The 15376-nt window shown below is 73.2% G+C and carries 12 protein-coding genes; 5 read left to right on the top strand and 7 right to left on the bottom strand.

Annotated features, from left to right (window positions below):
* The first annotated feature begins 1 nt into the window (after nucleotide 1).
* The 4 genes from ACTMSW_RS23470 (at nucleotide 2) to ACTMSW_RS23455 (ending at nucleotide 6409) form a co-directional block, all read left to right on the top strand.
* Nucleotides 2-1366, top strand: a complete 1365-nt coding sequence (locus tag ACTMSW_RS23470) for a CpaF family protein (RefSeq protein WP_441182836.1) — start codon at nucleotides 2-4, stop codon at nucleotides 1364-1366.
* Nucleotides 1360-3270, top strand: coding sequence for a type II secretion system F family protein (locus tag ACTMSW_RS23465; RefSeq protein WP_441182835.1), 1911 nt, complete (start codon nucleotides 1360-1362; stop codon nucleotides 3268-3270). The genes ACTMSW_RS23470 and ACTMSW_RS23465 overlap by 7 nt, the downstream gene beginning before the upstream one ends.
* Before the next feature lie 3 nt (nucleotides 3271-3273).
* Nucleotides 3274-4188 (top strand): type II secretion system F family protein, encoded by a 915-nt coding sequence (locus ACTMSW_RS23460; protein ID WP_441182834.1) that lies wholly within the window; start codon nucleotides 3274-3276, stop codon nucleotides 4186-4188.
* A gap of 91 nt (nucleotides 4189-4279) precedes the next feature.
* Nucleotides 4280-6409 (top strand): protein kinase domain-containing protein, encoded by a 2130-nt coding sequence (locus ACTMSW_RS23455; protein WP_441182833.1) that lies wholly within the window; start codon nucleotides 4280-4282, stop codon nucleotides 6407-6409.
* Between the two features lie 37 nt (nucleotides 6410-6446).
* Here the strand turns inward: ACTMSW_RS23455 and ACTMSW_RS23450 are convergent, their stop codons facing one another.
* The 4 genes from ACTMSW_RS23450 to ACTMSW_RS23435 form a co-directional block, all read right to left on the bottom strand.
* Nucleotides 6447-7226, bottom strand: coding sequence for a LytR/AlgR family response regulator transcription factor (locus ACTMSW_RS23450; protein WP_441182832.1), 780 nt, complete (start codon nucleotides 7224-7226; stop codon nucleotides 6447-6449).
* Nucleotides 7223-8449 carry a sensor histidine kinase gene (locus ACTMSW_RS23445; RefSeq protein WP_441182831.1) on the bottom strand — a complete coding sequence of 409 codons (1227 nt, stop codon included), beginning with the start codon at nucleotides 8447-8449 and terminating at the stop codon, nucleotides 7223-7225. The genes ACTMSW_RS23450 and ACTMSW_RS23445 overlap by 4 nt, the downstream gene beginning before the upstream one ends.
* Nucleotides 8450-8481: 32 nt before the next feature.
* Nucleotides 8482-10053 (bottom strand): sugar transferase, encoded by a 1572-nt coding sequence (locus ACTMSW_RS23440; RefSeq protein WP_441182955.1) that lies wholly within the window; start codon nucleotides 10051-10053, stop codon nucleotides 8482-8484.
* A 267-nt stretch (nucleotides 10054-10320) separates the two neighbouring features.
* Nucleotides 10321-11181, bottom strand: a complete 861-nt coding sequence (locus ACTMSW_RS23435; RefSeq protein WP_441182830.1) for an Fpg/Nei family DNA glycosylase — start codon at nucleotides 11179-11181, stop codon at nucleotides 10321-10323.
* A 24-nt stretch (nucleotides 11182-11205) separates the two neighbouring features.
* On the opposite strand from ACTMSW_RS23435, the gene ACTMSW_RS23430 reads away from it, so the two are divergent.
* Nucleotides 11206-12456: a glycosyltransferase gene (locus ACTMSW_RS23430; protein WP_441182829.1), complete on the top strand. Its 1251-nt coding sequence runs from the start codon at nucleotides 11206-11208 to the stop codon at nucleotides 12454-12456.
* 427 nt (nucleotides 12457-12883) lie between these two features.
* Here the strand turns inward: ACTMSW_RS23430 and ACTMSW_RS23425 are convergent, their stop codons facing one another.
* From ACTMSW_RS23425 to ACTMSW_RS23415, 3 genes are read right to left on the bottom strand one after another with little or no spacing between them, the layout of a single operon-like run.
* Nucleotides 12884-13600, bottom strand: coding sequence for a CDP-alcohol phosphatidyltransferase family protein (locus ACTMSW_RS23425; RefSeq protein WP_441182828.1), 717 nt, complete (start codon nucleotides 13598-13600; stop codon nucleotides 12884-12886).
* Nucleotides 13584-14651: an iron-containing alcohol dehydrogenase family protein gene (locus ACTMSW_RS23420; protein WP_441182827.1), complete on the bottom strand. Its 1068-nt coding sequence runs from the start codon at nucleotides 14649-14651 to the stop codon at nucleotides 13584-13586. Before ACTMSW_RS23420 ends, ACTMSW_RS23425 begins: the two co-directional genes overlap by 17 nt.
* Entirely contained in the window at nucleotides 14639-15370 is a 732-nt protein-coding gene (locus ACTMSW_RS23415) for a sugar phosphate nucleotidyltransferase (protein ID WP_441182826.1), read from the bottom strand. The genes ACTMSW_RS23420 and ACTMSW_RS23415 overlap by 13 nt, the downstream gene beginning before the upstream one ends.
* Nucleotides 15371-15376: the final 6 nt, after the last annotated feature.

Raw genomic sequence — 15376 nt, 5'->3', positions numbered from 1 at the left:
CATGAGCCTCACCGACCGGCTGGCCCAGCGCTACCCGGAGCACGACAGCGGCCGGGGCGGCCGGACGTCCGGCGCGGTCACCGTCTCCAACGGCTCGTCCGCCGCCGCACTGCGGATGCGGGTGCACCGCGAGCTGCTCGACATCCTCGGCCCCCAGCTGTACGACAACCGGACCGCCGACGCGGTGCTGGAACAGCGGGTCCGGGACACCGTCAACGAGGTGCTGGCACGGGACGGTTCCCCGCTGGCCGTCGCGGACTCGGCAAGGATCGCCGCGGAACTTCTCGACGAGATCCTCGGCCACGGCCCGATCGAGCCGCTGCTGCGCGACCCCGACGTCACCGAGATCATGGTCAACGGGCCGGACCAGATCTTCGCGGAGCGCTTCGGCCGGATCCACCGCGTCGAGGCCACGTTCGTCGACGAGCAGCACCTGCGCCGGGTGATCGACCGGATCGTGTCCCGGGTCGGCCGGCGGGTCGACGAGTCGAGCCCCATGGTCGACGCCCGCCTGCCCGACGGCAGCCGGGTCAACGTGGTCCTGCCCCCGGTGGCACTGGACGGCTCGATGCTGACCGTCCGCAAGTTCGCCCGGGAGGCGCTGACCACCGACGACCTGATCGGATTCGGCACGTTCACGCCCGAGGTGGCGCAGTTCCTCTACGCGTGCGTACGTGGCCGGCTCGACGTGGTGATCAGCGGCGGCACCGGCTCCGGCAAGACCACCACGCTCAACGTGCTGTCCAGCTTCCTCCCGCCGGAGGAGCGGATCGTCACCATCGAGGACGCGGCGGAGCTCCAGCTCCGGCAGAACCACGTGCTGCGGCTGGAGTCCCGCCCGCCCAACATCGAGGGGCGCGGCGAGATCACCGTCCGGGACCTGGTCCGCAACGCGCTGCGGATGCGCCCCGACCGCATCGTCATCGGCGAGGTGCGCGACGGCGCCGCGCTCGACCTGCTCCAGGCCATGAACACCGGCCACAACGGCTCGCTGACCACGGTGCACGCGAACGCGCCCCGGGACACCGTCGCCCGGCTGGAGACGATGGCCCTGATGGCCGGCCTGGAACTGCCGATACGGGCCATCCGCGAGCAGATCGCGTCGGCGGTGGACCTGATCGTGCACCAGAGCCGGCTGCGCGACGGCACCCGCCGCGTGACCCACGTGACCGAGGTGCTCGGCATGGAGGGCGAGATCGTCACCATGCAGGACCTGTTCGTCTTCGACAACCGGGCCGGCTACGACACGGACGGTCGGCACCGGGGCGTCCTGCGCTGGACCGGGCTGCGTCCCCGCCTGCTCGACACCCTCGCCGACGCGGGGATCACGCTGCCCGCCGGCCTGTTCGAGGGCACGTCGTGGTGACCCGCCGGGCCCTCGTGGTCGTGGCGGTCGCCGCCGCCTCCCTCACGCTCACCACGCCGGCCACCGCCGCGCCCGCCGCCGCCGATCTGACGGCCGTCGTCGACGAGGTCACCCCGGAGCGGGTACGCCTCGTCGTGGACGTGCCTCGGACCAGGGACGGGAACCTGCCCCCGTTGACCGTCGCGCGGGACGGGTGGAGCCTGCCCGTCAGCGTGGCACCGGAAGCGCCGGAGGCGTCGGCGGGCGGTCCGCGTACCGTCGTCGTCGTGGTCGACGGCCGCCTGGCCGGCGCGCGGTTGCAGGCGGCGCGGGACGGGGTGCTCGCGCTGGTCACGGCGCTGCCGGCGGACGTCGCGGTCGGCCTGGTCGCGGCCGGCGCCGAACCGGTGGTGGTGGCGCGGCCGACCGGCGACCGGGCCGCCGTGCGCGCGGCGGTGGACGACCTGGCCGCGAGCGGCGGGCCGGCCATCTACGACGCGCTGCGCTCGGCGGTCACGCTCGGCGGGCCCACCGCCGACCGCCGGCTCGTGGTCGTGGCCGCCGGACGTGACGACGACGAGGAAGCGGCGAACGCGGCGGCGGCTGCCGTCACCGCCGCCGGGGACCGCCTCGACCTGGTCCGGCTCGGCGCCGACGACGAGGGGCTGGGTCGGCTGCGCCGGCTCGCCGCGTCCTCCGGAGGTACGGTCCGTACGGCCGCCGGGAACGCCCTCCCCGACGCGCTGCGCGCCCTCGCCGCGACCGTGCCGGCGCGGGTCACCGTCACCGTGGCGGTCCCGCCGGAGCTGGCCGGCCGCAGCACCACGCTGACGGTCACCGCCGGCACCGACGCGTCGCGGGCCAGCGCGGCGGTGCCGGTCCGGTTCGCCGACCGGACCACCACCCCGGCAGCCGACGCGGAGCGCGGCCCGCTGCGCCTGCCCTCGCTCGCCCCGGGTCCTCTCGGACTGCTCGTCTTCGGCGTCCTGCTGCTCTCGACCCTGCTCGTGGTGTTCGGGGTGGGCGGCACCGTGTCCCGCAGCCGGCTCCAGCAGGTGGACCGCTTCCGTGTCGGCCCGGGCGGGGTGAGCGCCGCCGACCGGGTGGTGCCGGCACACCCCGACGGCCGTGCCGGCGGACCGCTGCTCGCCCTCTCCGACCGGCTGGTCCGGTCCCGGGGGGGCGAGGAGAAGATCGGTCGCGATCTGGAACGGGCCGGAATGACGATGCGCCCCCGGGAGTGGGTGGCGTGGCGCGTGGCCGCCGTGGTCGGCGGCACGGTTCTGTTCGGGCTCCTCGGCGGAGTGCTCGGTGCGCTGCTCGGAGCCCTTCTCGGCTGGCTCGGCGCGAGCCTCTACCGACGGATGCGCGAGTCGCGTCGCCGGCGGACCTTCGCCGAACAGCTCCCCGACGCCCTTCAGCTCATCGTCGGCTCGCTGCGGTCCGGCTTCTCGCTGTCCCAGGCGCTCGACGGGGTGGTGCGGGACTTCCCGGCGGGCCCGCTGACGGTGGAGTTCGGGCGAGCCCTGGCCGAGGTGCGGCTCGGCTCCGACCTCGACGACGCCCTCGAACGGACCGCCCAGCGGGTCGGGAACGAAGACCTGGCCTGGGCGGTCATGGCGGTCCGCATCCAACGTGACACCGGCGGCAACCTCGCCGAGGTCCTGGCCACCGCGGTGGAGACCCTGCGCGAGCGGGACCGTCTGCGCCGGCACGTCCGGGCCCTGTCCGCCGAGGGGCGGCTGTCCGCGTACATCCTGGTCGCGCTGCCGCTGGTGATGGCGGCGTGGATGCTGCTGGTCCGGCGTGACTATCTGGAACCGCTGTGGACGACTCCCGAGGGGTTGGCCATGGTCGTCGGCGCGGCCGTCCTCATGGTGGTCGGCACCGTGTGGATGGCCCGCTGGCTGAAGGTGGAGGTGTAACGGGTGGACGTCCTGCTGCTGCTGGTCGGGGCCGGTGCACTCTTCGTCGCCCTGCTGGTGGCCCTCGTCGCGGTGATCCCGGACCGGGGACGTGCCGCCGTACGGCGCACGCTGCGGACGGCCGACCAGGGCTACCGCCTGCCCGGGGCGGCAGAGGTGGGGCCCGCCTCCGGCGGCGACGGTGCGCTGACCCGGCAGGCCACGGACCTGGGCCGCCGGTTGACTCCGGCGGGCGGTCTGACCGGCCTGGGCCGACGGCTCGACCAGGCGGGCAACCCGGCGTGGCTCCCGGCGGACCGCCTGTTCGCGTACAAGGGACTGTTCCTGTTCGTCGGCACCGCCGCTGGTCTGGTCCTCGGTCTGCTGGCCGCCGGCCCGGGCGGCACGGTGGCCTGGGCGGTGGTCGGCGCGGTGGTCGGGTTCTTCGGGCCGGACCTGCTCGTGCTGCACCTGGCACAGGAACGCCAGCAGGAGATCCGTCGCACCCTTCCCGACATCCTGGACACGCTGGTGGTGACGGTGGAGGCGGGCCTCGGACTCGAGGCGGCGCTGGCCCAGGTCGTCCGCAACGGACGTGGCCCGATGGTCGGCGAGTTCGCGCGGGTGCTGCACGAGATGCAGATCGGTCGGCCCCGGGTGGAGGCCCTGCGCGAGATGGCCGCCCGCACCAGCGTCAGCGAGCTGCGGGCCTTCGCGTCGGCGGTGGTGCAGGCGACCACGCTGGGCGTGCCGGTGGCGAACGTGCTGCGCCAGCAGGCCGCCGAGATGCGGTTGCGCCGTCGGCAGCGGGCCGAGGAACTGGCACAGAAGGTACCTGTCAAGATCCTTTTTCCGATGATCTTCTGTCTCTTCCCGGCGCTCTTCGTCGTGGTCGTCGGACCGGGTGTGATCCGGCTCCTCGACGCCTTCGCCCGCTGACGGTGCACGGCTCACCCGCCTCCAGGTAACAGCTCGGCACAGACCGACTTTGGACAGAGCGGGGAGGCTCGGAGAGGGGCAGACTGACATCGTGCGGGGACAAGAGGTGCTCGGCCAGCGTTACCGGCTGGTCAGCCAGCTCGGTGTGGGCGGCATGGGGGTTGTCTGGAGCGCCTTCGACCGGGTACTCGACCGCCAGGTCGCGGTCAAGGTCCTCACCCCCCAGTACGCCGGTGACGCCGGATCCCGTCGCCGGGTCCTCGCCGAGGCGCGCGCCGCCGCCCGGCTGACCCACCCGCACGTCGCCAACGTGTACGACTACGGCGAATCGGTGACCGCCGACGGCGAGCGGGTGCCGTTCGTCGTGATGGAACTGCTGCCCGGACGTTCGCTGGCCGACCGGCTCAAGCGCGGCCCGGTCTCCGTCGAGCTGGCCCTGCGCGTCAACGCCGAGATCGCGTCGGCGCTCGCCAGCGCGCACGCCCACGGGCTGGTGCACCGCGACGTCAAGCCGGCCAACGTGATGCTCACGCCCACCGGTGCGAAGGTGGTCGACTTCGGTCTCGCCGCCGCCGTCGGGCAGGCCGACGACACCGACGGCAGCGGTCAGGTGCTCGGCACCGCCGCGTACCTGGCACCGGAACGGCTGTTGGGGCACCGGGTGGTGGCCGCCAGCGACGTCTACGCGCTGGGGCTGATCCTCTACCGGATGCTCGCCGGCCGGCCCCCGTGGACCACCGAGACCGTGACCCAGATGCTGACCGCGCACGCGTACCAGGAGCCGGCGCCCCTGCCCCGCCTGCCCGGCGTGCCGCCGGTGGTCGCCGACCTGTTGCACCGCTGCCTCACCAAGGACCCGACGCGGCGGCCCGCCAGTAAGGAGGTGGCGGTGACGCTGGCGCACGCCGCCGGCATCCGGGTGCCCATCGAGGGGACGCACGACGTCCTCGACGACGTCCTCGAGGACGGGAGCGACCCGGCCGACGTCAGCGTCCGGTCCGGTTCCTCCGGGCGGCGGCATCCCGGGTCGGGCTCGGACGACCTCGCCCCCTGGCACGTGGGGGCGATCGCCGCGCACACCCCGTTCCGGAACCGACTGCGCGAGCATCTGGACGGCGACCTCGACCATGTCACGCTGCGCCGCCGGGCGAGCCTGCTGCTGCGCGGCGCGGTCGGCTTCGACCTGGCGATCTGGGCTGTGCTCGACCCGATGACGCTGATGTGGGCGTCCTGCGTGATCGACGGCGACCTGCACGACGCCGGGTTCGAGCACGAGCTGTTCGCCAACGAGTACGGACAGGACGACGTGCTCAAGCTCGTCGACCTGGCCGACGGTCCGTTCGCCGGCGGTCTGGTCACCGCCACCCACGGCGACCCGTACGTCAGCCGCCGGTTCCGCACCATCCTGGATCCGCGGGGTTTCACCGACGAGCTGCGGCTGACCTTCACCGACGACGTCGGGACGTGCGGTGCGCTGCTGCTGTACCGGGCAGGTGGCCGGTTCACCGAGGCCGACCTGGCTCAGCTCACACCCGCCGGTCCGCTGCTCGGCGCGGCGCTGCGCCGCACCCTCGTGCGGGGTGAGGATCGCGCCCCGGTTGCCGGGACCACCGCGGAGGAGGCTGCCGGGCCGGCCCGCGTCCGGCGGAACGCGCGGGAACGGCTGGCCCGACTGACCCGGCGCGAGCCGGCCGGCCCGGCCCGGCCGACGACGCCCCGGCCCCGCACACCCGTGACCGGGGCGCTGACCATCTCCGCCGACGGCCGGCTCTTCGACCTGAGCGAGGACGCCCGGGCGCTGCTCGACACCACGGAACTGGACCGGGTCGGGGTCGCGGTGACCCGGGGCCGCCTGTCGGGGTTGGTCGACGCGAGCGGCGCCGGGCACGACGGGCGGTGGCTCGCGTTCCACGCGGCCCACCGGGAGAACTCGGTCGACGTCACCGTCCAGCGGATCCGGCCGCACCAGGTCAGCGAGTTCGTCTGTCGGGCCCGGAAACTCCAGCCGTGGCAGTGGCGGCTGCTGGGTGGGGTCGTACGTGGCCGGAGCACCCGGCGGATCGCTGCCGACCTGGGCATGTCCGCGTACTCCGTGCAGGAGGGGATGATGTCGCTCTTCACCACGTTCGGCGTGGCCGGCCGGATCGACCTGACGAAGACGCTCTTCTTCGACCACTACCTACCGCTGCACGCCGCGGACAGCCGGGTCACCCGGGACTGACGGCCCGGCCGGTGGGCCCGGCCCGCGCCGGCCGGGGTCAGCGGCTCCAGTCCTGCTTGGCCGCCCGCACCAGCTTGTCCTTCAGCTCCCGGGTGTGCCGCCGGCTCACCGGCAGCTCGGCCGAGTCGACCACCACCACGTAGCCCGAGTTGACCAGGCGCAGCTCGGCGATGAGCTTCAACTGCACCAGGTACGACCGGTGGATCCGGACGAACCCGGCGTCCGCCCAGCGCTCGGCCAGGGTCGCCAGCGACACCCGCACCAGGTGCGAGCCGTCAGCGGTGTGCAGCCGCGCGTAGTCGCCCTGTGCCTCCACCCACCGCACCGCCGAGCGGGGCAGCATCCGCGTGGTACCGGCCAGCTCCACGGGGATGGTCGGATCCTCCTCCGCCCGGGCCAGCGCCGCCGGATGCGTCGGCACCACCCGCGAGCCGATCACCCGGCGCAGCGACTCGGCCAGGCGATCGGCCCGGACCGGCTTGCGCACGTAGTCGGTGGCGCCCAGGTCGAACGCGTCCACGGCGCCGTCGTCGTAGGCGGTGACGAACACGATCGCCGGGGGCCGGGCGAAGCGGCGCAGCACCCGGGCCAGCTCCATGCCGTCCAGGCCGGGCATCCGGATGTCGAGGAAGACCACGTCCACGTCGTCGTCGCGGAGCACCCGCAGCGCCTCGGTGGCGTCGCCCGCCGTGTGCAGGCGGGCCACCCGCGGGTCGGCCCGCAGGTGGTACGCCAGCTCGTCCAGCGCCGGAAGTTCGTCGTCCACCGCCAGCACCCGCAGGAATCCGGGGTGCACGAGGCCGCTCCGCTCGCTCATGAACCCGCCCGTACGCCCGGATGGAACTTCGGCACCCGCATGCTCACCTTCGTGCCGGCGCCGAGGCCGGTCTCGACGACCAGGCCGAAGCCGTCGCCGAACACCGACCGGAGCCGCTCGTCGACGTTGGAGAGCCCGACGTGCCCGCCCGGGTCGTCGCCCGGGTCGCCGGTGGCACCCGCCAGCTCGGCGATGCCGGCGGTCAGCGCGGTCGGATCCATCCCCACCCCGTCGTCCTCCACCGTGATGTGGCACTCGGTGCCCGCGTCCCGGGCCTCGATGCTCACCATGCCCGTGCCCGGCTTGCGGGACAACCCGTGCCGGACCGCGTTCTCCACCAGCGGTTGCAGGCAGAGGAACGGCAGGGTCACCGGCAGCACCTCCGGGGCGATCTGCAACCGCACCTGGAGCCGGTCGCCGAAGCGGGCCCGCTCGATCGTCAGGTACCGGTCGATCGACCGCAGCTCCTCGGCCAACGTGGTGAACTCGCCGTGCGCCCGGAACGAGTAGCGGGTGAACTCGGCGAACTCCAGGATCAGCTCCCGCGCCCGATCCGGGTCGGTCCGAACGAACGAGCCGATCGCCGTCAACGCGTTGTAGATGAAGTGCGGGCTGATCTGGGCGCGCAGCGCGCGTACCTCGGCGCGGGCCAGGCGCTCCCGGGAGGAGTCCAGCTCGGCCAGGGCGAGCTGGTTGCCCGCCCAGTGCGCCGTCTCCAGGGTCGCCTGCACCAGTCCCGGAGCGGGCGGGCCGTCGGCGACCGCGATCAGCGCCCCGGTCGCCCGGCCGTGCGGCCCGTCGAGGGGGGCGACGACCGCGCCGCGCACCGGGCAGTCCACCCGGTCGCACTGCAGCTCCGACTCGCCGAGCACCGTCGAGCGGCCGGTCGCCACCGCCCGCCGGGCCGCCGCGACCAGTTGCGCGTCGTGGTGGCCGCCGCGCCCGTCCAGGGCCAGCAGCCGGTCGGTGTCGGTGAGCGCCAGCCCGGCCGACCCCACCAGCGCCCGCAGGTGGCGTACGGCCTTCGCCGCGTGCGTGGCGGTCAGCCCGGCACGCAGCGGCTCGGCCGCGAGCCCGGCGGTGTGCAGCACCTCGTACGTGGCCCGTTGGGTGGCCGTGGCGATGCCCCGCCGGCCACGCAGGCGCGCCACCGCGTACAGGGCCGCGGCCAGCGCGGTGACCAGTGAGACGACGCCGAAGACGGCGGAGAGGTTGCCACCCACGCAGCGATCCTGACGGGTGGCCGCCCGATGCGCTAGTACGCGCCCTTGCGGGCGAGCACCACCCCGACCGTCCGCCACAGGATGCTGAGGTCGTACGCGAGCGACCAGTTGTCGACGTAGTAGAGGTCCAGCCGGACCGCCTCGTCCCAGGACAGGTCGGAACGGCCGGACACCTGCCAGAGGCCGGTCATGCCCGGCTTGACCAGCAGCCGCCGCCGCACGTCGCCGAGGAAGTCGCCGTCGTCGGCGGGCAGCGGGCGCGGCCCGACCAGCGACATCTCGCCCTTGAGCACGTTGATCAGCTGCGGCAGCTCGTCCAGCGAGGTGGCCCGCAGGAAGCGGCCCACCGGGAAGACCCGGGGATCCTGCTTCATCTTGAACAGCATGCCGTCGGTCTCGTTCTGGTCGACCAGGCTGGCCAGGCGGTCCTCGGCGTCGACGTACATCGTCCGGAACTTCCACACCCGGAACGTCCGCCCCTCGTGGCCGACTCGGGGCTGGCGGAAGAAGACCGGGCCGGCGTCGCTGAACCGGATCGCGATCGCGATGGCCAGGAAGAGGGGAATCAGCAGCAGCAGGCCCAGAGCGGCGGCGAACCGGTCGAGGAGGTTCTTCGCCAGCAGCGCCGGCCCGGAGAGGGTCGGCTCCTCGACGTGCAGCAGCGGCAGACCCTCGATCGGCCGGATGTGCACGCGGGGGCCGGCGATGTCGGTGAGCTGCGGGGCGACGACCAGGTCGACGCCGGAGCCCTCCAGTTGCCAGGCCAGCCGGCGCAGCTCGCCCGGCTCAGCGCTGGCCGAGCCGCAGACCGCGATCGTGTCGCCGCCGACCTCCCGGACCAGGGCGAGGACGTCGCGGCCCGCGTACACCGGGACCGGGGTCTCCATGCCCCGCACGGCGGCGTAGCCGTCGGTGATGTGGATCGCGACCGGAACGAGGCCCGCGGACGGGCTCCGGGTGACCGTGCGGTAGACCTCCAGGCACTCCGGCAGCGTGCCGACCAGCACCATGCGGTGCCCGGCCTGGCCCACGTTGCGCCGGATCACGTGCAGCACGAACCGGGCCAGGATCCGGCCCAGCAGGATCAGCAGCAGCGCTCCGAGCAGGGCGGTGCCGACCGTCCAGCGGGAGAGCTGTGTGACGGTGGCGAACGCGAGGAATGAGACACTGGCGGCGACGGTGACGCCGGCCCGGCTCACCCGCTTGAACTCGTCCGGGCCCAAACCCAGGTAACGGCGGTCGTATGCCCGGTTGCCCCACAGGGTGATCAGCCAGCCCAGTGGCAGGAGCACGAACGCGACTGTGTAGAACCAGGTCGGGTCCTCCTGAGCGTTGTAGAACCCGGAGCGCGCCTGGTCGAAGGTGTGGATCGCCGTGAAGCTGGCGAAGGCCGCTGCCGCGAAGTCCAGCACCAGCAGGATTGCGGTGTAGGGACGGTGCCAGCGCGACACCCGGCGCCGAGCTCGGGCCCACGCCGACCGGGGTACGCCATTGTGGGACGGCGGCGTCGGCGGCTGGATCTCGAAGCTGTCGACGTGCCGCACGAGTTTGCTCCGGCCTGTGTTGGTTACCGGGCGCTGGAGGCTTGTCGTCACCTCACCCATGTCCTCCCGCATGACTCGCGCCGCTCACTCGCCGTGAGGGCCCGGGTCGCCCACCGTTCCAGTCTCCCATGCGGCCACCGGAGGGGTGCCTGGACCCGAAGGGCCCTTGCGTACGACCGGTGCCGCCTGGCATCTGGCCGGCTTCAAGCCAATTCGAAAGCCGGGGACCGAGCCACTATACCGATGGATGGCGAGGAGGGTAGAGCCGCGACTCGGACGTTCGGCGCGGGGAGGTCGATTCCTCTCCGTAATCGAGAGCGTCGTCACTCACCGTACCAAGCGGGACAACCGTCGGTCAGCGAGCGGTTTGCCGCCGGTCTGGCAGGTCGGGCAGTACTGGAGGCTGGAGTCGGCGAAGGACACCTCGCGGACCGTGTCGCCGCAGACCGGGCAGGGCAGGCCGGTGCGGGCGTGCACCTTCAGGCCGGACCGCTTCTCGCCCTTGAGCTCGGCGGCCCGTTGGCCCAGCGACCGGGTGACCGCGTCACCGAGCACCTGTCGGGTCGCCGCGTGCAGTGTGGCCACCTGGTCGTCGGTCAGCCTGTTGGTCAGCGCGAACGGCGACAGCTTCGCCGCGTGCAGGATCTCGTCCGAGTACGCGTTGCCCACGCCGGACAGCACGGTCTGGTCCGTGAGCACCCCCTTGACCTGGCCCCGCCGGCTGCGCAGCCGCTCGGCGAACGTGGCCAGGTCGGTGGCGAGGGCGTCCGGGCCGAGCCGGGCCACCCCGGGCACCGTCGCCGGGTCGGTCACCAGGTAGACCGCGAGGCTCTTCTGAGTACCGGCCTCGGTCAGGTCGAAGCCGGAGCCGTCGTCGAGGCGCACCCGCAGCGCGATCGGGCCCTTCCCGGGCCGCAGCGGCAGGGCGGACGGGAACGCCTCCCGGTAGTGCAGCCAGCCCGCCCGCGCGAGATGGACCACCACGTGCAGGTCGCCGTCGAGCACCACGTCGAGGAACTTCCCGCGCCGCCGCGCGTCCGTCACCGTCCGCCCGGCCGCGGCCGGCGGGGCCGGGTCGTACGTCTTCAGGGCGCTGATCGCGGCGACCTCCAGCCGGTCGACACGCCGCCCCACCGCGCGCTGTCGCAGGTAACCCGCGAGCGCCTCAACCTCCGGTAGTTCGGGCACCAGCCAACGGTAGCCTTCTTTCCCGTGAGAGTGGTGGTGGCGCACAACCGGTACCGCGAGGCTCAGCCCTCCGGTGAGAACACAATCGTCGACGTGGAGATCACCCAGCTCACGGCGGCCGGGGTGGAGGTGCTGCCGTTCATTCGCAGCTCCGACGAGATCCCCTCGATGTCGAAGGCGGCGAAGGCGCTGCTGCCGATTTCGCCGATCTGGGCACCCAAGGCCCAGCACGACCTGGACCGGCTGCTCACCGAGCACCGCCCGGACGTGCTGCACCTGCACAACCCGTACCCCCTGCTGTCGCCCTGGGTGGTGCGGACCGCGCACCGGCGTGGTGTGCCGGTGGTGCAGACGGTGCACAACTACCGGCAGGTCTGCTCCTCCGGTCTGTACTTCCGCGACGGCATGATCTGCCAGGACTGCCGGGGTCGGGCGCTGGGCGTCCCGGCGGTGGTGCACCGCTGCTACCGGGGGTCGCGGGCGCAGAGCGCGCTGATGGCCACCACGCTCGCCGTGCACCGGCCGACCTGGAAGTCGGTGGACCGGTTCATCGCGCTGACCACCGCCGTCGCCGACCACCTGCGCGACTACGGCATCCCGGACGACCGGATCGTCGTGAAGCCCAACGCGATCCCCGACCCGGGCCGTCCCGCCCCGCTCGGCGAAGGATTCCTCTTCCTCGGCCGGCTCTCTCCGGAGAAGGGGCTGGACCTGCTGCTGAACGCGTGGCGGCGGCACCCGGACGGCGCACGCGGGCCGCTGCGCATCGCCGGGGACGGTGAGCTGCGCCCACTGGTGGAGGCCGCCGCGGCGGAACGCTCGGACGTGACCTTCCTGGGCCCGCTGGACCGTACGGGCGTCCGCGCGGCACTGGAGGCGAGCGCCGTGGTGCTCGCCACCTCCACCTGGCACGACGTGCTGCCCACGGTGATCATCGAGGCGCTCGCGGCCGGCCGGCCGGTGCTCGGCACGGCCCTCGGCGGCATCCCGTACCTGGTCGGGGCGGACACTCCCCGCGAGCCGGCGGGTACCGGCCCGGCCGTCAGTGCCTCGGTCCCGGGCGTGCCGGGCGGGGTGCTGGCCGGTGAGGCGGGCTGGGTGGTGCCGCCGGAGCCGGCCGCGCTGGCCGCCGCCTTTCCGGTGGCGACCGCCGGAGCCGCGGCGCTGGCCCCGGCCGCCCGGCTCCGCTACGAGCGCACCTTCCACCCGGACGTGGTCACCAAGCGTCTTCTCGACATCTACGCGGACGTCGCCCGGTCCTCCCGGGCGGCGTGAGAGACCGGGCCGGCCCGCGCCTCGGGCCGGCCCGCGCCTTCGGCCGGCTGGCCCGCGCTTCGGGGTGGCCGGCCCGGACGTGGAAGCCGTCCCGTCCTCGGCGGCGACGGGAAGCAGTACCCGGACTGCCGTCACTGGACGTAACGAACCGTCCCCTGCCGTCCGTCGCCCTCGGCCCCTTTGCTCTGCACCCGCACACGCGCCACTCACGCTGAGTACCTGGTGCAGACATTAACCCGACCTGACACCATCCCTGAAGACCCAGGTCAGCCGGGTGGTGCCTATCGGGGTGCAGAGCAAAGTGCGTGGAGCGGTGTACGGCAGCCAGCGACGGCGACCACGGACAGTTGCCGAGAACCGCCCGTGACTATGTGTGATCAGACGTGCGGAAAGGATGCCTGCGTCAGCGAGGACCGACCCGGGGCGGTCAGTGGAGCGAGGCCCGGGCGGAGAAGGCGATGCTGGCCAGCAGGAAGCCGCCGTTGACGATCGTGAACGCGACCACCACCCAGAGGCTGAGCGCGGGTGCGAAGAGCAGCACCAGCGCGGCCACGAAGATCACCGCACCGTAGTCGCGCACCAGCTTCGCCAGGCGTACGGGGAGCGAGGTCGAGGTGACCATGCTGGCCGCGTTCGGGCCGGCCTGCATCACCGAGGTCACCAGGTTCACCATCCAGGTGCCGGCGAACGCGGCCACCAACCACGTCGGGGTGGACGGCGCCTGGGCCATGGTGGTCGCGGTCAGCGCCGCCACCAGCGCGATCTGCGCCGCCACGTCGCAGAGCACGTCGACCCGCGCGCCGGCCGCGCTGCCCTGCCCGGTCACCCGGGCCAGCTGCCCGTCCGCGCAGTCCAGGGCGTACGCGACCTGCCAGCCGACCAGCGCGAGCACGCCGACGATCCAGGCCGGCACCCGGCCGGCGGCGACCGGCTCGGCCAGCGCGATCACGGCGACCGAGGTGGCCAGCCCGATCACCAGGTTGGTGATGGTCAGCGCGGTCGGGCGCAGCCCGAGCCGGTGCCCGACGACCGCGAAGCCGGCCCCCAGCCACTGGCTGACGGACTCGCTGAACAGGCCGCCGCCCCGGTTGACCCGGTGGAAGTCCGACAACGTCGGGTGGGAGGGCTCAGCCAAGGTGGTCACGGAGGGCGTCAACGTGGTCTCCCAACCGGTGCCGGACGTCGTCGGCGGACAGGGCGAGGTGTTCGAGGATCGTGTAGCGGTCCGGGCGGGTCTGCGGCGCGAAGAGCACCGCGTCGACGAACTGGTCGTCGGTGAGGCCCAGCTCGCCCGGGGTGGTGGCCAGTCCGTGCCGGTGCAGGCAGCGGGAGAGCTGACCGAACCGTTCGAGGTCGCCACGGAGGAACGTGCAGAACAGCGCGCCGAGCCCGACCTGCTCGCCGTGCGAGCCGGTGCCCGGGAAGAGCCGGTCGATGGCGTGCGAGATCTCGTGGTCGCCGCCGCTGGCCGGGCGGGTCGACCCGCACACCGAACTGGCGATCCCGCCCAGGATCAGCGCCTCGGCCAGCGTGGTGAGGAAACCGTCGTCGGTGATCTTGCCGGGGTGGTTGATCAGCGCCTCGGCCCCGGTACGGGCCAGCGTGACCGCCAGACCGTCGATCGGCTCGCCGCGTACCTGGTGCGCGAGTTCCCAGTCGGCGCAGGCGTTGAGGTTGCTCACCGCGTCGCCGATCCCGGCCTGCGTCTGCCGGTCCGGGCCGCTCTCGACGAAGTCCAGGTCGACGAGGACGGCGATCGGGATGTGCACGCCGTACGAGCCCTTGCCGCCCTCGTGGTCTAGGGAGGCGGTCGGGGAGGCGATGCCGTCGTTGGCGAGGCTGGTCGCCACGGTGACCATCGGGATGCCGTACCGGCTGGCGGCGTACTTCGCGGTGTCGATGGTCTTCCCGCCACCGATGCCCACCACGGCGTCGTAGGCACGGCGGCGAAGCCGGTCACCCAGCTCGTTGGCGGCGTCGATGGTGCCGCCGGTGACGGTGAAGACGTCGGCCGCGCCGAGCGACGGCCGGCACAGCTCCACGATCTTCTCGCCCTGCCCCGGGCCGACGACGACGGCGACGTCGCCACCCGCCGAGATGCGCCGGTCGGCCAGGAGCGCGCCCAGGTCGGCCACCGCACCCCGTCGGACCTCGATGGCCAGCGGGGTGTTGACCGTACGGGCTAGCAGTGGCACGCGATCTCCCGCGCCCGGGCCAGGTCGTCGTGGTTGTCGACCTCGACCCAGGAGACGTCACCGATCGGCGCGGCCCGCACCTCGCCACCGGACTCGGCGAACTCCTGGTAACCGTCCTCGTAGTAGAGGTTCGGGTCGCGCCGCCAGGTGGTCTCCAGCGCGGCGGCGAGGGCGTCGGCGACGTGCGGCTCGATCAGCGTCGCGCCGATGTACTCCCCGTACGCCTCGCCCGGGTCCATCAGCTTGGTGATCCGGGTGAGTTGGCCGGCCGCGTCGAAGGTGGTCTTCATCTCCTCCTCAGCCAGCGGCTTGATCGTGTCGATCGCGAGGAGGACGCCGGGACCGCGCTCGGCCAGCAGGGTCTTCTCGACACTCACCGGGTGCACGGTGTCGCCGTTGACCAGCAGGACGCCCCGGGCGAACCACTCCCGCGCCAGCCAGAGGGAGTACGCGTTGTTCCACTCCTCGGCCTTGTCGTTGTGCACGAGGGTGATCGTGACGCCGTGCTTCTTCTCCAGGTCGGCCTGGCGCTGCCGGACGGCGTCGGCGGCGTAGCCGACCACCACCACGACCTCGGTGAGCCCGACCTCGGCCAGGTTGCGCAGCGCGATGTCGAGGATGGTCGTCTCCCCGTCCACCGGCACCAGGGCCTTGGGAAGGGTGTCGGTGTACGGGCGGAGCCGGCGGCCCGCGCCCGCTGCCAGCACCATACCGACCATGCTGAC

Source organism: Micromonospora sp. BQ11 (assembly GCF_052068135.1).
Taxonomy (GTDB): Bacteria; Actinomycetota; Actinomycetes; order Mycobacteriales; family Micromonosporaceae; genus Micromonospora.
The sequence above is the reverse complement of the archived record's forward strand: the minus strand, read 5'-3'. Positions and strand labels throughout refer to the sequence as shown.

What these genes read in the sequence shown, in the direction of transcription:
- ACTMSW_RS23470 (WP_441182836.1), top strand. Translation starts at nt 2, where the DNA reads ATGAGCCTCACCGACCGGCTGGCCCAGCGCTACCCGGAGCACGACAGC.
- ACTMSW_RS23450 (WP_441182832.1), bottom strand. Translation starts at nt 7,226, where the DNA reads ATGAGCGAGCGGAGCGGCCTCGTGCACCCCGGATTCCTGCGGGTGCTG.
- ACTMSW_RS23440 (WP_441182955.1), bottom strand. Translation starts at nt 10,053, where the DNA reads ATGGGTGAGGTGACGACAAGCCTCCAGCGCCCGGTAACCAACACAGGC.
- ACTMSW_RS23415 (WP_441182826.1), bottom strand. Translation starts at nt 15,370, where the DNA reads ATGGTCGGTATGGTGCTGGCAGCGGGCGCGGGCCGCCGGCTCCGCCCG.